We start from the raw sequence: 17,279 nt of genomic DNA on the forward strand, positions 1-17,279 counted from the left end.
CTCCCCTTACTCCGCCGCGCCGATGGTGTACTCGGCCACGGGGTTGTGGTTGACCAGGTGCTCGGAGACGATGCGGGGCACCATCTCCGGGGTCAGCTTCACATAGGTGACCTTCTCCTCGCCGGGCACGTATACCTCGGCGATGGGCTCCAGGCGGCACACGCCGATGCAGCCGGTCTGGGTCACGGTGACGTTCTTGAGCTCCCGTTTGGCCACCTCCTCCAGGAAGGCGGTCAGCACGGGCCGCGCTCCGGCGGCGATGCCGCAGGTGGCCATGCCTACCACGACGCGGATATTATCCTCGCTGTTTTCCCGCAGGTCGATCTGTTTCTTCATCCTTTCGCGGATGGCTCTGAGTTCTTCCAAACTTTTCATGACTTCACTCCCCCAATGTCCTGTGTTCTCTTTTCCTCGCCGTGTGCGCACTGCACACGCGTTTCTCCTTCTTCCACATATTCCTTCACCCACCGGGCCACCTCCGGCTCCGAGAGAGGCACCTCCGGCCCCAGTATAGAGCGGATCTCCGCCGTGTCAAAGCGGAACTCTCCCTGCCGGGTCCTGTGGATGTAAGTAAAATCCATATGCTCCGGCAGGCCCTGGGCCAGCAGGGATATGGTGGCGGCCACATCTCCCAGGGGCGGACAGTCGATGTGCCCGGCGTGGAAAACAGCGGTGACGGTGGTCCCCACGCCCAGGGTGCTCTCTATGTCCATATGTCCGCCGGTCATCTCGGCCGCCATACGCAGAAGGGGCAGGCCCAGCCCCACCTTTCGGGTGGCGCGGGTGGTGGTGAATGGGTCGGCGACGGTGGCCAGGAGCTCGGGCGGCATGCCGCGCCCGTCGTCCGCCGCGGTGAGGATGATGCGCCCGCCCGTTTCCTCCACCGCCAGGTCCATGTGTCCGGCGCCGGCGGCAATGGAATTTTGGGCGATATCCAGCATGTGGAGCGAGAGCTCTTTCATATCTCTTCCCCTCCCCCTGTGGTCCGGCTCGTCCTCGCAAATGCGGCAGTTTTCCGCTTCTGCGGGAAACAGAGCGGCGCGGTCTTGTCCTGACGCCGTCTGCGGGGCTCACTGCCTCCCTGCTCCGGCTTCTCCGCGCTTCTTATTCATACTTATCCAGAATACTCCCCACCTGATCCACCGTAAGGCGGCCGTACACATCGTTGTTGATCATCATAACAGGGGCCAGGCCGCAGGCGCCGATACAGCGGCAGGCGTCCAGAGAGAACTTTCCGTCCGGCGTGATGGAGCCGGGCTTGATACCCAGGCGCTGCTGGACCGCTTCCAAAATATCGGAGGCGCCCTTTACGTAGCAGGCCGTGCCCAGGCACAGACTGATCTGATACTTCCCCTTGGGGTTGAGCGTAAACTGGGCGTAAAACGAGGCCACCCCATAGACCTCGGTGAGGGGGATGTCCAGCCCCTCCGCCACCATGATCTGGACCTCCTCGGGCAGGTAGCCGAAAATCTCCTGCGCCGCCTGCAGCACCGGCATGGTGGCGCCGGGCTGCCCCTTGTGCGTCCGGATGACCTCCCGCAGGCGCTCCTCCTGCTCCTCCGTCCCGGCGTAGGGGACGACGGTTTTCACATTTGGCATATTCGCGTTCCTCCTTTTGTCCCGATGCCGGCCTTTCCGGGGCTCCCATCCCAAATCGCGCCCCGTTCCCGGTCCCTCGTGTGCCCGTTCTGGCCGGCGTTTTCCCATGAACCCACCCGTCGGTCGATTCAATCCTTTATATTGTAATGCAGAATCCCCCAAGGCTCAACTCTTTTTTTAGGCGAATTGAACTCCGGGCAAATTTTATTTTGTCCCTGCCCGGCCGCCCGGGCTGCCGGACCCCTCTGCCGACTGGTCTTTGCCCCTGAGGCAGCACCGCCCTCCTTCAAAATATTCCAGTTAAAATACGCTCAATTTCCCACTTCACCGGCAAAAAAGATGCACCCATCTCTGAGTGCATCTGTTACCGTAACTTCCCCTGTTCCGGACGGGGACCGCCAAGCGGGGCCGGGCCTTTCGGGCTGCGCTGCCGGTTCTTTCACGCGCCGCCCCGGCGCAGCCAGGCCAGCACTGCCTCCCGGGACCGGGCGGGGACCTCCATAACCTGCCCGGCATCTGAGATCTGCTCCAGATAGTGGGCGTCACAGCCCGTGATGGTAGGCACGCCCCGCAGGTCCCGCCTGCCCGACACAAAGTCAGGGGGGCAGTTCCGGGACACCTCGGCCAGGGAAAAGCCCAGTCCCGGGTCCCACAGGCCCAGATTGGACAGGAGCGAGAAGGACGACCGGTCGATATGGGCGGGCCAGGCCGCCCCGCCGTACCGCTCCACCAGGGCGGGCACCTCGTAGACGCCGATGGCGGTCGCCCCCGCCAGCAGCCGGGGCTCCTCGCCCAGCACACGGTCGTCGGCGTCCAGATAGAGCTGACGGCCGAAAATAGCCGGGTCGTTGCGGGCCTCCCCCAGGCTGCGGTACACCTCCTCCTGAAAGGCGCCGGCCCGCTCCAGGTCCGGGAATACGCACACTATATGGACCTCCTCCCGCGTGCACAGCTCCATGCCCGGCAGGGCCAGCAGCCCGTAAGCCTCGGCGGCCTGGCAAAAGGCGGCGCAATTGCCGCAGGTATTGTGGTCGGTGAGGGCCGCGGCGTCCAGCCCGGAGAGCTTGCACATGCCGGCGATGGTGGCAGGCGTCATAGCCTCGTCCCCACAGGGGGAGAGGCAGGAGTGAAAGTGAAAATCGAAATGTAAGTTGATACCTCTGGCACCTTCCTTTTCAGACACGCCGCCGCCTCGCGCTACCGCAGGAGCTGCTTGAGCACCGACGCCGCGTCGAACGTGGACAGCTTAGTGCCCAGGATGTTGATATTCTGCTGCTCGGCCCGCTGGCGCAGGGTCTCGTCCGGGACTACGCCCTCGGTGAGCACCACGCAGGCCACCTCGGCCATCAGCGCCACGGCGGCCACGTTCTGATTGGACATGATAGTGAGCCAGGCGTTGCCCGCCTGGGCCCTGCCCATCACCCAGGACAGAAGGTCTCCCACATAGCCCCCGTTCACCTCCCGGTCGGGCTCGGGCATGGTAAATTCTGTCAAGGCCATCACATGGGCCAGCTCTCTTACATTCAAATCTCGGAACCTCCCTCTGATTCTTTCTCCGCGGCGCGGCGGGCGGCGGAGCGCCGCTGCCGGAAGGGGGCGGGCAGATATTCGTCGGCATCGCCGCTGCCCGCCATGTACTGCATGCGCTCCCGGACCTTGAAGATGCAGTCCTCCATGCTGGCCCTCCCCAGCACCACGTCCTCGGCCAGGGCGTGACAGGAGGGGGCGCCGCAGGAGCCGCAGTCCAGGCCCGGCAGACTCCGCTCTAGCTCGTCGATCTTGAGGAGCTTTTCCAGGGCCACCGATCGGTCCTGATCCAGCCGGAAGGCCGGCACATATTGGAGCTCCTGGTCGATCTTTACCAGGTCCCGGTCCCCGCCCCGGAAATCATACCGGCTGCGGGAGACGGGCAGGCCCTTCATCAGCCGCTTGATCCGCATCCGGGCCCCGTAGGGGTTCTCCACCGTGAGGCACCCCCCCACGCAGCCCTGGGTGCAGGCGCACAGCTCGATGAAATCCGCCTCCGGCAGGCGGCCGTCCTCGATCTCCTCCAGCATGCGGATACAATTTTCAATGCCGTCCACGGCCAGGTACCGCTCGCCCAGCCGGGCGGCGGACTCTCCCCCGCAGAAGGCCCAGCCCACCCCCATGATGCCCGCCGAGGAGAGGGGCTTCACCTTCTGGAGGTCCTTCATGGGGCCCAGCAGGCGCAGGTAGATGTCCCGAATGGCGAAGGCGCCGTCCAGCACCGGCTTCTGGAGTCCCTCAGGGCTGTGGGCCGCCGTCACCTGGGAGGAGCAGGGCACGATGGAAAAGACCCCGATCTCCTCCGGCGGCAGGCCGGTCTCGGCCTCCGCCTCCCGTCGGGCCAGGATGGCGGCCAGTTCCACCGGCGTCACCGTGGCGGCAATGTTGGGGATCAGCTTGGGAAAGCGCATGCGGATGAGCCGCATGATGGTGGGGCAGGCGGAGGAGACCTGGGGCATGACCCGGGGCTCTCCGCTGCTGATGGCGTGCCTGGCGTAGTCGGAGAGGATCTCCGCCGCCTTGGCGGTCTCAAAGACCTTCTGGAAGCCGATCTCCAGCAGGCCGTTGAGCACGATGTCGATGTCGTCCAGATGCTGGAACTGCCCGTAGAGGGCCGGGTCGGGCAGGGCCACCCGGTATTTGTACTGCTCCAGCTTGTCCAGGCTGTCGCTGACGGATTTGACCGCCTTGTGCGGGCACACCTGGATGCACTTGCCGCAGTCGATGCACCGCTCATTGAGGATGGTGGCCTTGCCGCTGCGGACCCGCACGGCCTCAGTCGGGCAGTTTTTGATGCAGGTGGTACAGCCCCGACAGCGCTTATACTCCAGGATGACCGAGTGCTTCATCATAAATCCTCACCCCCTGGTTGAAATCGAAACGGGCGCCCTGTGGGCACGGCCGTCCCGCCGTCAGCCGTTGTTGATATCGATCCGCATGGTCACCGTGGTGCCCACCCCCACCGTGGTGTCGATGCGCATTTCGTCGGAGTACCGCTTCATGTTGGGCAGGCCCATTCCGGCCCCGAACCCCAGGTCCCGGGCCACGTCCCCAGCGGTAGAGTAGCCCTCCTCCATCGCCCGGTCCACATCGGGAATGCCGGGGCCCTGGTCGATGAGGCGGATGGTGATGGCGTCCATGCCCACCTCCACTTCCACCCGGCCCCCGTCGGCGTGGATGACCATATTGATCTCGCCCTCGTACATGCACACCGAGGCCTTGCGGATGATCTCCGGCGGCAGCCCCAGCTTCTTCAGGGTCATCTTCATCTGGCTGGAGGCCTCTCCGGCCTGGACCAGATCGCCGCCGTCCACCTGATAGGTCAGCTTCAGGTCCCCCATGCCCTCAGCCTTCCAGTCCCCTGCTGTAGAGCAGGCCGCAGGCGATGAACATACGGATGGCGGAGCTCATGACCACGATGTCCCGCTCCCGGGCCAGCTCCAGGATGTCCTCTCCGGGCACCTTGCCCCGGACGAAAATGATGCACTTCATATCCATCATCTCCGCCGTACGCACCACCTGGGGGTTGACCATACCGGTGATGAGCAGGCTCTGGTCCTTGACATAAGCCAGCACGTCGCTCATAAAATCGCTGGCGCAGGCGGATTTCACCTCCCGGTCCAGATGCTCCTCCCCCGAGAGGACCCGCGCGTTCAACGCCTCCTTGATCTCGTACAGATACATAGACGTTTCCCCTTTCGGCGCCCGCCCCGGTCCCCGGCGGAGGGCGCTTTACTTCGTCTGTTATTTTATCACAAGCGCCGCCGGTTGGGAAAGACTTTTTTCTCCTCCCCGGACGGGCGCCGGGGAGGAGCGCCCCTCCTCTCCCCACTCCGCCCCCGGGACGGTATACTATACAAAGAACGCCCGTCCCCCGCTTTTATTTTTTGTGTCTCCCTCTCATTGACACCTGTCCTCGGCATGTATATAATAAACTTTAATTCAGTAAAGCGATCAAAATTATCGCGGAACTGGTACAAAGAGGCGCCAGTTTCCCCAAAAATCGGGCAAATTGGTCCCTCCAAATTGTTAAGGAGGCTTATCAACCATGGGTAAAGAGCGCGTGTACAACTTTTCCGCTGGTCCCTCCATGCTCCCGCTGGAAGTTCTGGAGCGTGCGGGCTCAGAGATCACCAACTACGAGGGCTCTGGTATGTCAGTCATGGAGATGAGTCACCGATCTAAAGTGTTCCAGAAGATCTTCGACGACACCCAGGCCAAGTTCCGCCGCCTGTTCCACGTCCCGGACGGGTATCATATCCTCTTCCTCCAGGGCGGCGCGTCCACCCAGTTCGCCGCCGCGCCCATGAACCTCATCGGCGCCACCGGCAAGGCGGACTACGCCGTGACCGGCAATTTCTCCAACATCGCCTATAAAGAGGCGAAGAAATACGGCGCCATCCACCTGGCGGCCTCCTCGGAGGACAGGAACCACACGTACATCCCCGCCCAGGATCAGCTCGAGCTGGACCCCGAGGCGTCTTATTTCTATTACTGCGCCAACAATACCATCTACGGCACCGAGTGGCAGTACGTGCCCGACACCGGGCGCGTGCCCATCGTGTGCGACATGTCCTCCGACATCCTCTCCCGCCCGGTGGATGTGAGCAAGTACGGCGTCATCTTCGCCGGCGCCCAGAAGAACATGGCCCCCGCGGGCCTCACCGTGGTCATCGTCAAGAAAGAGCTGGCGGGCCGCGAGCTCCCCTATACCCCGCTGATGCTCAGCTACAAGACCATGATCGACAAGGATTCCATGTACAATACGCCCCCCTGCTGGTGCATTTATATGCTGGGCCTGGTGCTGGACTGGCTGGAGGAAAAGGGCGGCGTCGAAGGCATGGAGGCCATCAAGCACGGCAAGGCCCGGATGCTCTATGACACCATCGACGCCTCCCGCCTCTTCACCTGCGCGGTGGAGAAGGACTCCCGCTCGGATATGAACGTGGTGTTCCGCACCGCCAGCGAGGAGCTGGACGCCAAATTCGTCAAGGAGTCGGTGGACGCGGGCTTTACCAACCTGAAGGGCCACCGCAGCGTAGGCGGCATGCGCGCCTCCATCTACAACGCCATGCCCGTGGAGGGCGTGGAGAAGCTCTGCGACTTCATCCGCGCGTTTGACAAAAACAACTGAAGATCAGGGAGGGTACAAGGATGTTCCGTATCAAAACTTTGAATCAAATCAGCCCCACCGGCCTCTCTGTGCTGGACGCCTCCCGCTTCACCGTCTCCGACGGCGTGGAGAACGAGGACGGCGTTCTGGTCCGCTCCGCCGACATGCAGGAATACGTCTTTCCCCCCGCCCTCCGGGCCATTGCCCGGGCCGGGGCGGGCACCAACAACATCCCCGTGGACCGCTGCTCTGAAAGCGGCATCGTGGTCTTCAACACCCCCGGCGCCAACGCCAACGCGGTCAAGGAGCTGGCGGTGTGCGCCCTGATGCTGGCCTCCCGGGACGTGGTGGGGGGCGTGGAATGGGTGAAGGCCCAGGCCCGGGCCGGCGAGGACGTGGCCAAGGTGGTGGAAAAGGGTAAGAGCCAGTTCGTGGGCCCCGAGATCTCCGGCAAGAATCTGGGGGTCATCGGCCTGGGCGCCATCGGGGTGCAGGTGGCCAACATCGCCACCAAGCTGGGGATGACCGTCTACGGCTACGACCCCTTCCTCTCCGTGGACGCCGCCCTGTCCCTCTCCCGTCTGGTCCACCATGTCACCGATCTGACCGCCATCTATAAAAACTGCGATTACATCACCATCCACGTGCCCCAGACGGCCGACACCAAGGGGATGCTCAACGCCGCCGCCTTCGACCAGATGAAGACCGGCGTGCGCGTTATCAACCTGGCCCGGGGCGGCCTGGTGGCGGACGAGGACATGATCGCCGCCCTGAAGAGCGGCAAGGTGGCCCGGTATGTCACCGACTTCCCCGACAACGCCCTCACGCTGGTGAAGAACGTGGTCCCCATCCCCCATCTGGGTGCCTCCAGCCCCGAGAGCGAGGAGAACTGCGCCCTGATGGCGGCCCAGCAGCTCCGGGACTATCTGGAGACCGGCAACATCCGCAACTCCGTCAACCTGCCTACCCTGGAGCAGGACTGGTCCGGCGAGACCCGGCTGTGCATCATCCACCGGAACGTCCCCAACATGCTGGCCTCCATCACCGCCGCCCTCTCCAGAGAGAACGTGAACGTGGAGAACATGACCAACAAATCCAAGGGCAATTATGCCTACACCATCGTGGACGTAAGCGCCCGGGTGGGCGACGCGGTGGCCGACGAGATCCGCGCCATCTCCGGCGTGCTGCGGGTCCGCGTCCTCCGGCACTGAGCCGTCTTTCCCTTTTTCTGAGAACAAAGCTGCCCGCGCGCCCCATTGAGGGCGCGCGGGCAGCTTTCTGCTCTCTATACCGCGGATTCAGCTCCGCTCCAGAACCTGCATAAACTCTTCGCCGGTGATGGTCTCCTGCTCCAGCAGGTACTTGGCCAGCGCATGGAGCTTGGACTCGTTGGCCTTCAGAATGTCCGCGGCCTTCTGGTGGGCGCTGCGGACGGTCTCCACCACCTTGGCGTCGATGCGGGCGGCGGTCTCGGCGGAGCAGGCCAGGGCGGTGTCCCCGCCCAGATAGCGGTTCTGCACCGCCTCCAGCGCCACCATATCAAACTCTTCGGTCATGCCGTACCGGGTGATCATGGACCGGGCCAGCTTGGTGGCCTGCTCGATGTCGTTGGAGGCGCCGGTGGTCATATTGTCCGCGCCGAAGATCAGCTCTTCGGCCGCCCGGCCGCCGGTGAGGGTGGCGATCTTGTTCAGCAGCTCGGTGCGGCTCATGAGGTTGCGCTCCCCCTGATCCACCTGCATGGTGTAGCCCAGGGCGCCGGAGGTCCGGGGCACGATGGTGATCTTGGTCACGGGTGCGGAGTGGCTCTGGAGGGCGGCCACCAGGGCATGGCCGGTCTCGTGGTAGGCCACGATGCGCTTCTCCTCGGGGGAGATGACGGCGCTCTTCCTCTGGGCTCCGGCGATGACGGTCTCCACGCTCTCCTCCAGGTCCTCCTGTGTCACCAGGCCCCGGCCCATACGCACCGCCCGGAGGGCTCCCTCGTTGATGATGTTGGCAAGCTCCGCCCCGGAGGCGCCCGAGGTGGCCCGGGCAATGGCCAGGAAGTCCACGTCCTCGGCCATACGCACGTCCTTGGCGTGGACCTTCAGGATGGCTGCCCGGCCCTGGAGGTCGGGTAGCTCCACCGGCACCCGGCGGTCAAAGCGCCCGGGGCGCAGCAGGGCGGGGTCCAGGGTGTCGGGCCGGTTGGTAGCCGCCAGGATGACCACGCCCTTCCGGCCGTCAAAGCCGTCCATCTCGGTGAGGAGCTGGTTGAGGGTCTGCTCCCGCTCGTCATTGCCGCCCATGCCGGAGCCGTCCCGCTTTTTGCCGATGGTGTCGATCTCGTCGATAAAGACGATGCAGGGGGCCTTCTCCTGGGCCTGTTTGAAGAGGTCCCGGACCTTAGCCGCACCCATGCCCACGAACATCTCCACGAACTCCGAACCAGAGATGGAGAAGAAGGGCACCTTGGCCTCGCCGGCCACAGCCTTGGCCAGCAGGGTCTTGCCGGTGCCCGGAGGTCCCACCAGCAGCGCACCCTTGGGCAGCTTGGCCCCGATCTGGGCGTATTTTTCCGGGTTGTGGAGGAAGTCCACGATCTCGGTAAGGGCCTCCTTGGCCTCCTCCTCGCCGGCCACATCGGCGAATGTGACCCCGGTCTCGGTTTCGGCGTAGATCTTGGCCCCCGATTTGCCGAAGGTCATGGCGTTGCCGGGCAGGCCGCCGCCCATCCGCTTCATCATCTGGCGGGAGAGCAGCTCCCCGATGAAAATAAAGAACACGATGGGCAGCACCCAGCTCACCAGGAAGGTCATGATGGGGCTGGCCTGTGTGGGAATCTCGGCCTCAAACTGGATCGCCGGCTCGGACTCCCGGAGCTGCTGGAGGAGCCGCTGGCCGTCGTCCGGCCAGATGCCGGTCTTGTAGTAGCCTTCCCTGCCGTTTTCCCCTTCGGCGACGAACACAAGCTGGCCGTCGGCGTCGTCCAGGGCCACCTCCTTCACCTTGCCTTCGTCCACCATGTCCAGGAACTGGTTATAGGGCACCTCCACCACCTGCTTCTGGAGGAGGGAGGGAAACAGCAGCGCGTTGAGCAGCAGCAGGACGATCATCGCCAGGATATAGTAGTAGATCAGTGGTTTTTTGCTGGGCTTCTGCGGGTCTTCCGTATGGGTTACCATGGTAACTCTTCCTTTCCGCGGTCTTTTGTTCTGTTTCGCCCTCTATTATCTTTTTATTTCTTGTACGAAATATGGACAAGTTTTGAATTTTTTGCAAACTTGGGACGGCTGCTCTCATTTGTCCCCCAAAACCGACCCGCGCACGCCGCGCGGCCCGCAGACCGCCGGAGAGACCCCCTTCCATACAGAAACCGCCCGTCCGGCCTGGGCCGGGCGGGCGGTGTTTCAAATCACGTCCTCCGGGGCGAACACCCGGGCGGACAGCACGTCGGAGAGCTCCACCAGCACCGGTGAGAAGCCCCCGGCGTACTCCCCCGCCGGGGAGCGCAGTCCAACCCCCGCCTCCGGAGGCTGCACGGGCAGGGACACCACCGCTCGCAGGCCCTCCTCGGGCCGCCCCTCCATCATGAGGAAGCCCCCGTGGAGCCGCGCGATGCGCCGCACCGCCTCCAGCCCCAGGCCCAGGCCCTCTCCAGGGTCCATGGAGACGCCGCGCGCCTCCCCGCCGAACAGCCGGGCCAGATCTTCCGCCTCCAACCCCTTCCCCCGGTCCCATACCGTGAGCACCGCCCGGCCCCTGCGCTTGGCCAGCCGCGCCCCCAGCGCGCCCCCGGCCCCCGCCGCCTTCCTGGCGTTGGAGACCAGGCTGAGCACCAGCCGCCGCAGCAGGGCCTCGTCCCCCACGGTGAGGAGGGTGACGAGCTCCGTCTCATAGGAAAAACGGTACCCCGACATGGCGCACACGCTCTCCACCTCCCGGAACAGCTCCCGGCAGAACCCCGCCATGTCCAGCGGAGCAGGCCGATAGAGGTCCTGGTCCCGGGCGTCGGCGAACTCCAGGTGGTCGGCCAGCCGCAGCAGGCGGTAAAGTCCCTGATTGGCAGCCGCCAGATATTTTTCTCGTTTCTTCTGGTCGCTCTCTCCGCCGGCGGGTTCCAGCCGCTGGAGGGAGGCCGCCAGACCGGCCGTCTCCTGCCGCAGCCGCAGGGCCAGCTTTTCCAGCCCCGGTCCGGCGACCGCCTCATGCTCCGGATGCAGCACGGCCAGGAGCCCCCCCCGCCCCACGTCCTGGACGCTCATGCGGAAGCTCCTTGCGCCCACGCGCCCGGTGCACACGATGGGGAATTCTGCGTCTGTCGGAACCGCGAGCTCTTCCGGCGCGCGGTCCCCCTCCCGCAGGCCCGGGAACACCCTCCCCGCCGCCGGGTTCCGATACCGTACCGTCCCCTCCTCCAGCAGCAGCACCGGCTCCGGAAAGCCGTCGAAAAGCTGTGCCGGGTCCAATTCCATGGTTGACAAAAAAATGCCTCCTCAATGGTCTTCGCTACTAGCATGCGCAGAGGGCTCAAACTATAATTGCTTTAAGTGTACCAAATATTGGGCCCCCCTACAAGAGAAAATGTCGAAATTTGTCGAATTTTACGCACCTTACAAACTTACTATCGAAAGCCATGGAATTTTCTTTTCATAGGCTCTTGATATTTTTTTGATGGTGCATTATAATAATGGCCGTAAACGAGGTCCCATATGATTTTCAAAGGAGAGTATGAGCTTATGAGCATCAAGATCGGTATCAACGGCTTCGGCAGAATCGGCCGCCTGGTATTCCGCGCGGGCCTCAGCCGCCCTGACGTGGAGTTTGTCGGCATCAACGACCCCGGTATGACCCCCGACTATATGGCCTACATGCTCCGGTACGACACCATCCACGGCAAGTTCGACGGCACCATCGAGTATGATGAGGACAGCATTACCGTCAATGGCCACAAGGTGATGGTCTACGCCAAGATGAGCCCCTCCGAGATCCCCTGGGGCGAGATCGGCGCGGAGTACGTGGTGGAGTCCACCGGTCTCTTCCTCACCAAGGAGAAGGCCCAGGGACACATTGACGCCGGCGCCAAGAAGGTCGTTATGTCCGCTCCTTCCAAGGATGACACCCCCATGTTCGTCATGGGCGTCAACAATACAACCTATGATCCCAGCATGACCTTTGTGTCCAACGCCTCCTGCACCACCAACTGCCTGGCCCCCATCGCCAAGGTCCTCAACGACGCCTTCGGCATCCAGGACGGCCTGATGACCACCGTGCATTCCGTCACTGCCACCCAGAAGACCGTGGACGGTCCCTCCAAGAAGGACTGGCGCGGCGGGCGCGCGGCCACCTATAACATCATCCCCTCCAGCACCGGTGCTGCCAAGGCCGTGGGCAAGGTCATCCCCGCCCTCAACGGCAAGCTCACCGGTATGTCTATGCGTGTGCCCACCCTGGACGTGTCCGTGGTGGACCTCACCGTGAACCTGGCCAAGCCCGCCAAGTACGATGAGATCTGCGCCGCCATGAAGGCCGCCTCCGAAGGCGAGCTGGCCGGCGTGCTGGGCTACACCGACGAGGACGTGGTCTCCTCCGACTTCATCTCCGACCCCCGCACTTCCATCTTCGACGCCAAGGCCGGTATCGCCCTCACCGACACCTTTGTGAAGGTCGTGTCCTGGTACGACAACGAGTGGGGCTATTCCAACAAGGTGGTGGACCTCATTACCTATATGAGCTCCGTGGACCACAAGTAAGCTTTCCCCGCACAGGTCAAAGGGCCGTGCCCCGTCTTTCTGACGGGACACGGCCCTTTTTTCAGCTCCCGGACCCTCCGGCCAAATCTGACCTTATAAAATACATCAAAACTGGATATTTTAATCAGCTCAGTTTGTGGTATTCTGGATGCAGAAGTTTCCAAGGAGGTCCTTGCCATGCGCGCCCAAACCAAGCTGCAATCTCTGGTCACCGCCGCCATTCTGGCCGCCGCCATCACCATCATGACCGCCTTTCTCTTCCATGTGCCCATCGGGGCCACGGGCGGCTATGTCCACTTCGGCGACGCGCTGATCTATCTCTCCGCCGCCCTGCTGCCCGCGCCCTACGCCGTTGGGGCCGCCGTGGTGGGGGCCGGTCTTGCCGACCTGCTCACCGCGCCCATGTGGATGCCCGCCACCGTCGTCATCAAGTCCCTGGTGGTCCTCCCCTTCTCCAGCCGGGGAGAGCGGCTGCTCACCCGCCGGAACGCCGCCGCCACCCTTCTCGCCGGCGCCATCACCGTGGTGGGCTATTATCTGGCCGAGGGCCTCCTATTCGGCGGTTGGGCCGCCTTTCTGATGTCGGTCACCGGCAATCTGGTGCAGGCCGTGGGCAGCGCCGTCCTCTTCCTGGCGCTGGCCGGGGTCCTGGACCGGGTAGATCTCAAGCAGAGGCTGTATGTTTTGCTTCAACACTGAGTCCATGGGAGTAGGGAACTGGGAAACGGGGCCCGGGAATGCCGCAGCGGCATTCCCGGGCCCCGTTTTACCAACATGTGCCCTTCCAGCCCTCTTCCTTTTTTGCTTGAAATATTTTTCCCTTCCCTATTGACAAGAGAGGGGCATTGCGTCTATACTGTATATGCTGGATATATACAGTATAGCATCTCGAGGTGACGTATGGACATCATCATCAGCAACAGCGCCGGCGTGCCGATCTACGAGCAGATCACCCAGCAGATGAAGGGCCTCATCCTGCGGGGAGAGCTGCGCGAGGGGGAGGCCCTTCCCTCCATGCGGCTGCTGGCCAAGGAGCTGCGCATTTCGGTCATTACCACCAAGCGGGCCTATGAGGAGCTGGAGCGGGAGGGGTTTCTCACCACCGTGCCCGGCAAGGGCTGCTTTGTGGCGCCCAGAGACCTGGAGCTGGTCCGGGAGGACTGCCTCCGGCGGGTGGAGGAGCACCTCTCCCAGGCGGTACAGATCGCCAAAGGGGGCGGCGTCACCCTTCCGGAGCTGGCCGATGCGCTCACGATTTTATATGGAGACGACTGACATGACAAACGCCATTGAAGTAAGGGGCCTGTGCAAGGAATACGGGGACTTCCGGCTGGACCGGGTGGACCTGACGGTGCCCTGTGGGGCCATCGTGGGCCTCATCGGGGAAAACGGGGCGGGAAAGTCCACCACGCTGCGGGCCATTTTAAATCTGATCCGCCCGGACGGCGGCACGGTCAAGGTCTTTGGCCGGGCGGTATCGGAGGCAGAGCCGGACTTTAAGGAGGACATCGGCGTGGTGCTGGACGAGGCCAGCTTCCACGACCCGCTGAAGGCCCCCCAGGTGGGGCGTATCCTCTCCGGCGCCTACCGGAACTGGGACCAGCGCTGTTTTGACGGCTATCTGGACAAGTTTGGGCTGCCCCGGGACAAAAAGATCAAGGACTTTTCCAAGGGGATGCGGATGAAGCTCTCCATCGCCACCGCCCTGTCCCACCACCCCCGTCTCCTCCTCCTGGATGAGCCCACCTCGGGGCTGGACCCGGTGGTGCGCAACGAGCTGCTGGACGAGTTCCTGGACTTCATCCAGGATGAGGGGCGCGCCATTCTCCTCTCCAGCCATATCACCAGCGACCTGGAGAAGGCCGCGGACTATGTGACCTACCTCCACAGGGGACGGGTGGCGGTGCAGGGGGCCAAGGACGAGCTGCTGGAGTCCTATGGGCGGCTGGCCTGCGCCCGCTCGGACCTCCAGGGCGTGGACCCGGCGCTGCTGGTTGGGGCCCGGACAGGCCAGTTCGGCTGCGAGGCCCTGGTGCGGGACCGCCGTGCCTTCCGGAGGCAGTATCCGGCGCTCACGGTGGACCCGGTAACGCTGGAGGACATCATGGTATTCACAGTAAGGGGGGACGAGGCGTGAAAGGACTGCTGCAAAAGGACTTCTATCTCATGAGGACCCTGGCCAGGAGCTACGCCTTTATCCTGGGCGTTTTTTTCCTTCTCTCCCTGACGGGGGTCTACGACGGCACCTTTCTTTGCACCTTCCTGGTGCTCATGTGCGTCATGATCCCGGCAAACACCTTCTCCTATGACGAGCAGGCCAAGTGGGACAAATATGCCGCCTCTCTGCCCGCGGGCCGGCCGGGTGTGGTCCGGGCCAAATACCTCTTCACGCTTCTGGTGAGTCTGGCCGCCCTGGCGCTGGCCGCCCTGCTTCAGGCGCTGCTCTTCTTCCTGGGCCGGGCGGGCACGGCCACCCTGCTGGAGGCCGAGCTCAGCGCCGTGGCCCCCGCCGGCTTCGGTATCCTCATGACCGCCATACTGCTGCCCCTCCTCTTCCGCTTCGGCTCCCAGAGGGGCCGGCTCTACCTGGTCCTAGTGGTGGCCGTCCTGACAGGCGGGACCGTGGGCGGCGCGATGGTCCTCTCCGAGGCGGGGCTGGGCGCCTCCATCCTTCTCACCCTGCTGGCCGCCGCTCCCCTGGTGGGACTGGTGGCGCTGGTCCCCTCCTATTTTCTCTCTCTGCGCATCTACCGGGAAAAGGACCTCTGACGGGAGGAGGGCCCGCCTCATCGGACACCCCAGCCTCAGACCACAGGCGATTCCTAACAACAGGTTTTTCGTCAGACTGAAAAAGCTCCGCGGCCAATCGGATTGGCCGCGGTGCTTTTTTCTCACGGGAACGCTTGGACGGAACCTTGGGCTCAGGCCGGGCGGGAGATGGACTCCACCGGGCCGATGTCCTGGAAGGGGAGCAGCACGAACAGGGCGCGGCCCAGCACGCACCGCTCGTCCACCACGCCGAGCTCAGGGCTGCGGCCGTCGGTGGAATTGTTGCGGTTGTCGCCCATAACGAAAATAGAGCCCTCCGGCACCACCACATGGGTGGCGAAATTGGAGGGGAGCTCCCGCATGGGCTCCAGAATATACGGCTCATCCAGGACCACCCCGTCCACATAGACGGTGTTGCTCTCGTAGTCGATGTCCACGGTCTGCCCCCCCACGGCGATGACCCGCTTGACGATGGGCTGGCCCTCCCGGAAGGACTTCTTGCTCAGCACCACCACGTCGCCCGACTCCGGCGTATAGCCGATGGACTGCAGGAGCAGCATATCGTGGTCGTGCAGGGTGGGCATCATGGACGAGCCGTCCACGCCGATGATGCGCCCGATGAAGGTAAAGACGAGAATGAGGCCCACCAGGGCCATCACCAGCGCCTGGAGCCAGAAGTAGAGATCCACCTTCAGCGCGTCCCGGTCGGAGAGCCTGCTCTCCTCTTCGCCGCTCTCCTGGGGCTCGAGATGTTCTTCTTCAAACACGGGGTTTCCCTCCCAATCGAAAACAGGTGAGGGTATTATACCCTTTTTGTGCCTGGATTGCAAGCCGGCTCCCGCTTGCCCGGCGGGGCGGCTTGTGTTATGATATTCTCTGTCAAAGCTGCCCCTGATACCCAAGGGCATGGAACGAGGAAAGGAGTCGAGCGCCATGATACGGCCCGCCGAACCGGGGGATCTGGACGCCCTGCTGGCAGTGTACGCCTCCGCCCGCGCCTATATGTGTCTGCACGGAAACCCCAGCCAGTGGGGAGACGACTATCCCTCTCCCGCTCTGCTGGAGGAAGATATCCGCCGGGGGCGGCTCTACGTGGACACGGATGAGCGCGGCACGGTCCACGGCGCCTTTGCCTTTCTCCCGGGCGACGATCCCACCTACGCCCGCATCGAGGGGGGCTCCTGGCTCAGCGACGCGCCCTACGGCGTGATCCACCGGGTGGCCAGCGACGGACGGATGCCCGGGGTGTTCCGCCGGTGCGCGGCCTTCTGTCGGGCGCGGTGCGCCAATCTGCGCATCGACACCCACCACGACAACCACACCATGCAGCGCCTCATCGAGGGGGCGGGCTTCCGGCGCTGCGGCGTCATCTATGTGGAGGACGGCAGCCCCCGCATCGCCTACCAGACCCCGTGTCCCTGACCCCTTCCCCCAGTCGGGCAAAACGGGGACTCTTCCGTCACCCCGGCCCCCATTCCAAAGGAATGGGGGCCTTTTTCTATCCCCGCCCCGCCTGCCAGGCCCGCTCCCGGCCATGGCAGGTGAAGAGCAGGATCTGGCGCTCCCCGGCATACTGCTCCAGGCACTCCAGAGCCAGGGCCATACGGGCGTCGTCAAAGTCGCTGAGGGCGTCGTCCAGCACCAGTGGGGCGGGCTCCTCCGCCGGGAGGGCCAGCTCGCACACCGCCAGACGCACCGCCAGATAGAGCTGGTCCACCGTGCCCCGGGACAGGCTGACGGTCCGCCGGGGCAGCACACCGCCGGCCTCCCGGGCCGCCGCCTCGAATTCACGGGTGAGGGTGAGCTCCTCATATTTTCCGCCGGTGAGGGCGGAGAAGAGCTGTCCCGCCCGACGGTTGAGCGCCGGTGAGAACCGGGCCTGGAGCTCTCCGTTGGCCTGGGAGAGGACCTCCAGCGCCAGCTCCAGGGCGCGGTACTCGCCCCGCCGCCGCGTAAGCGCCTCCTCCGCCTCCTCCAGGCCGTGTTCCATCTCCGCCGGGTCCCCCAGGGCCGTTCTCTGTCCCTCGGCATGGGAG

At 63.9% G+C, this 17,279-nt stretch carries 20 protein-coding genes; 8 read left to right on the forward strand and 12 right to left on the reverse strand.

Translation table 11 applies throughout. From position 1 onward, the window contains the following. Nucleotides 1–6 precede the first annotated feature (6 nt). The 8 genes from ABUA09_RS14615 to ABUA09_RS14650 all read right to left on the reverse strand — a co-directional run bounded on the left by ABUA09_RS14615 (nucleotide 7) and on the right by ABUA09_RS14650 (nucleotide 5,310). Entirely contained in the window at nucleotides 7–375 is a 369-nt protein-coding gene (locus tag ABUA09_RS14615; protein ID WP_195614370.1) for a (2Fe-2S) ferredoxin domain-containing protein, read from the reverse strand. Further along, nucleotides 372–962, reverse strand: a complete 591-nt coding sequence (locus ABUA09_RS14620; protein ID WP_195614369.1) for an ATP-binding protein — start codon at nucleotides 960–962, stop codon at nucleotides 372–374. The genes ABUA09_RS14615 and ABUA09_RS14620 overlap by 4 nt, the downstream gene beginning before the upstream one ends. A gap of 142 nt (nucleotides 963–1,104) precedes the next feature. Continuing rightward, entirely contained in the window at nucleotides 1,105–1,599 is a 495-nt protein-coding gene (gene nuoE, locus ABUA09_RS14625; protein ID WP_033117017.1) for an NADH-quinone oxidoreductase subunit NuoE, read from the reverse strand. Nucleotides 1,600–2,038: 439 nt separating this feature from the next. Then, nucleotides 2,039–2,782 carry a PHP domain-containing protein gene (locus ABUA09_RS14630; RefSeq protein WP_349949449.1) on the reverse strand — a complete coding sequence of 248 codons (744 nt, stop codon included), beginning with the start codon at nucleotides 2,780–2,782 and terminating at the stop codon, nucleotides 2,039–2,041. Nucleotides 2,783–2,796: 14 nt separating this feature from the next. Further along, nucleotides 2,797–3,126: a DRTGG domain-containing protein gene (locus ABUA09_RS14635; RefSeq protein WP_279202230.1), complete on the reverse strand. Its 330-nt coding sequence runs from the start codon at nucleotides 3,124–3,126 to the stop codon at nucleotides 2,797–2,799. Continuing rightward, a complete protein-coding gene (locus ABUA09_RS14640) occupies nucleotides 3,123–4,478 on the reverse strand; it encodes a [Fe-Fe] hydrogenase large subunit C-terminal domain-containing protein (protein WP_052082563.1) in 1,356 nt (451 codons plus the stop codon). The genes ABUA09_RS14635 and ABUA09_RS14640 overlap by 4 nt, the downstream gene beginning before the upstream one ends. Nucleotides 4,479–4,538: 60 nt before the next feature. After that, nucleotides 4,539–4,967 carry an ATP-binding protein gene (locus ABUA09_RS14645; RefSeq protein ID WP_033117019.1) on the reverse strand — a complete coding sequence of 143 codons (429 nt, stop codon included), beginning with the start codon at nucleotides 4,965–4,967 and terminating at the stop codon, nucleotides 4,539–4,541. A gap of 4 nt (nucleotides 4,968–4,971) precedes the next feature. Further along, nucleotides 4,972–5,310 carry a DRTGG domain-containing protein gene (locus tag ABUA09_RS14650; RefSeq protein WP_033117020.1) on the reverse strand — a complete coding sequence of 113 codons (339 nt, stop codon included), beginning with the start codon at nucleotides 5,308–5,310 and terminating at the stop codon, nucleotides 4,972–4,974. Between the two features lie 364 nt (nucleotides 5,311–5,674). Here ABUA09_RS14650 and serC point away from each other — a divergent pair, with 364 nt between their 5' ends. Both serC and ABUA09_RS14660 read left to right on the forward strand, forming a co-directional pair. Then, nucleotides 5,675–6,760, forward strand: coding sequence for a 3-phosphoserine/phosphohydroxythreonine transaminase (gene serC, locus ABUA09_RS14655; protein ID WP_216521394.1), 1,086 nt, complete (start codon nucleotides 5,675–5,677; stop codon nucleotides 6,758–6,760). 20 nt (nucleotides 6,761–6,780) lie between these two features. Beyond that, a complete protein-coding gene (locus ABUA09_RS14660; RefSeq protein ID WP_208318992.1) occupies nucleotides 6,781–7,950 on the forward strand; it encodes a phosphoglycerate dehydrogenase in 1,170 nt (389 codons plus the stop codon). Nucleotides 7,951–8,037: 87 nt separating this feature from the next. Here ABUA09_RS14660 and ftsH read toward each other — a convergent pair whose 3' ends face one another. Both ftsH and ABUA09_RS14670 read right to left on the reverse strand, forming a co-directional pair. After that, a complete protein-coding gene (gene ftsH / locus ABUA09_RS14665) occupies nucleotides 8,038–9,906 on the reverse strand; it encodes an ATP-dependent zinc metalloprotease FtsH (protein WP_033117023.1) in 1,869 nt (622 codons plus the stop codon). A 225-nt stretch (nucleotides 9,907–10,131) separates the two neighbouring features. After that, nucleotides 10,132–11,196: a sensor histidine kinase gene (locus ABUA09_RS14670; protein ID WP_349949451.1), complete on the reverse strand. Its 1,065-nt coding sequence runs from the start codon at nucleotides 11,194–11,196 to the stop codon at nucleotides 10,132–10,134. 264 nt (nucleotides 11,197–11,460) lie between these two features. Between ABUA09_RS14670 and gap the strand changes: the two genes are divergently transcribed. The 5 genes from gap to ABUA09_RS14695 all read left to right on the forward strand — a co-directional run bounded on the left by gap (nucleotide 11,461) and on the right by ABUA09_RS14695 (nucleotide 15,243). Further along, nucleotides 11,461–12,474 (forward strand): type I glyceraldehyde-3-phosphate dehydrogenase, encoded by a 1,014-nt coding sequence (gene gap, locus ABUA09_RS14675; RefSeq protein ID WP_033117054.1) that lies wholly within the window; start codon nucleotides 11,461–11,463, stop codon nucleotides 12,472–12,474. Between the two features lie 177 nt (nucleotides 12,475–12,651). Then, nucleotides 12,652–13,173: a TIGR04002 family protein gene (locus ABUA09_RS14680; protein WP_058116915.1), complete on the forward strand. Its 522-nt coding sequence runs from the start codon at nucleotides 12,652–12,654 to the stop codon at nucleotides 13,171–13,173. A 201-nt stretch (nucleotides 13,174–13,374) separates the two neighbouring features. Continuing rightward, nucleotides 13,375–13,749 (forward strand): GntR family transcriptional regulator, encoded by a 375-nt coding sequence (locus ABUA09_RS14685; RefSeq protein WP_033117026.1) that lies wholly within the window; start codon nucleotides 13,375–13,377, stop codon nucleotides 13,747–13,749. A 1-nt stretch (nucleotide 13,750) separates the two neighbouring features. Beyond that, complete coding sequence (locus ABUA09_RS14690; RefSeq protein WP_033117027.1) at nucleotides 13,751–14,611, forward strand: ABC transporter ATP-binding protein; 861 nt, start codon at nucleotides 13,751–13,753, stop codon at nucleotides 14,609–14,611. Next, a complete protein-coding gene (locus tag ABUA09_RS14695; protein WP_349949450.1) occupies nucleotides 14,608–15,243 on the forward strand; it encodes an ABC-2 transporter permease in 636 nt (211 codons plus the stop codon). The genes ABUA09_RS14690 and ABUA09_RS14695 overlap by 4 nt, the downstream gene beginning before the upstream one ends. A 152-nt stretch (nucleotides 15,244–15,395) precedes the next feature. Here ABUA09_RS14695 and lepB read toward each other — a convergent pair whose 3' ends face one another. Next, entirely contained in the window at nucleotides 15,396–16,010 is a 615-nt protein-coding gene (gene lepB / locus ABUA09_RS14700; RefSeq protein ID WP_033117029.1) for a signal peptidase I, read from the reverse strand. Nucleotides 16,011–16,176: 166 nt separating this feature from the next. Between lepB and ABUA09_RS14705 the strand changes: the two genes are divergently transcribed. After that, on the forward strand, nucleotides 16,177–16,665 hold the full coding sequence (locus ABUA09_RS14705) for an N-acetyltransferase (protein WP_216521398.1): 489 nt from the start codon (nucleotides 16,177–16,179) through the stop codon (nucleotides 16,663–16,665). Nucleotides 16,666–16,741: 76 nt separating this feature from the next. Here ABUA09_RS14705 and ABUA09_RS14710 read toward each other — a convergent pair. Then, on the reverse strand, nucleotides 16,742–17,279 hold a 538-nt coding region (locus tag ABUA09_RS14710; protein ID WP_502880775.1), incomplete at its 5' end, for an ATP-binding protein.

Source organism: Intestinimonas sp. RTP31139st1_F5_RTP31139_211217 (assembly GCF_040226735.1).
In the GTDB taxonomy this organism is placed as follows: Bacteria; Bacillota; Clostridia; order Oscillospirales; family Oscillospiraceae; genus Intestinimonas; species Intestinimonas butyriciproducens.

Bases quoted from the DNA above. Each gene is read 5' to 3' on its own strand.
- serC (WP_216521394.1), top strand. From the start codon at position 5,675: ATGGGTAAAGAGCGCGTGTACAACTTTTCCGCTGGTCCCTCCATGCTC.
- gap (WP_033117054.1), top strand. From the start codon at position 11,461: ATGAGCATCAAGATCGGTATCAACGGCTTCGGCAGAATCGGCCGCCTG.
- ABUA09_RS14670 (WP_349949451.1), bottom strand. From the start codon at position 11,196: ATGGAATTGGACCCGGCACAGCTTTTCGACGGCTTTCCGGAGCCGGTG.
- ABUA09_RS14705 (WP_216521398.1), top strand. From the start codon at position 16,177: ATGATACGGCCCGCCGAACCGGGGGATCTGGACGCCCTGCTGGCAGTG.
- ABUA09_RS14660 (WP_208318992.1), top strand. From the start codon at position 6,781: ATGTTCCGTATCAAAACTTTGAATCAAATCAGCCCCACCGGCCTCTCT.
- ABUA09_RS14690 (WP_033117027.1), top strand. From the start codon at position 13,751: ATGACAAACGCCATTGAAGTAAGGGGCCTGTGCAAGGAATACGGGGAC.
- ftsH (WP_033117023.1), bottom strand. From the start codon at position 9,906: ATGGTAACCCATACGGAAGACCCGCAGAAGCCCAGCAAAAAACCACTG.
- ABUA09_RS14685 (WP_033117026.1), top strand. From the start codon at position 13,375: ATGGACATCATCATCAGCAACAGCGCCGGCGTGCCGATCTACGAGCAG.
- ABUA09_RS14680 (WP_058116915.1), top strand. From the start codon at position 12,652: ATGCGCGCCCAAACCAAGCTGCAATCTCTGGTCACCGCCGCCATTCTG.
- nuoE (WP_033117017.1), bottom strand. From the start codon at position 1,599: ATGCCAAATGTGAAAACCGTCGTCCCCTACGCCGGGACGGAGGAGCAG.
- ABUA09_RS14640 (WP_052082563.1), bottom strand. From the start codon at position 4,478: ATGATGAAGCACTCGGTCATCCTGGAGTATAAGCGCTGTCGGGGCTGT.
- ABUA09_RS14650 (WP_033117020.1), bottom strand. From the start codon at position 5,310: ATGTATCTGTACGAGATCAAGGAGGCGTTGAACGCGCGGGTCCTCTCG.
- ABUA09_RS14615 (WP_195614370.1), bottom strand. From the start codon at position 375: ATGAAAAGTTTGGAAGAACTCAGAGCCATCCGCGAAAGGATGAAGAAA.
- ABUA09_RS14645 (WP_033117019.1), bottom strand. From the start codon at position 4,967: ATGGGGGACCTGAAGCTGACCTATCAGGTGGACGGCGGCGATCTGGTC.
- ABUA09_RS14620 (WP_195614369.1), bottom strand. From the start codon at position 962: ATGAAAGAGCTCTCGCTCCACATGCTGGATATCGCCCAAAATTCCATT.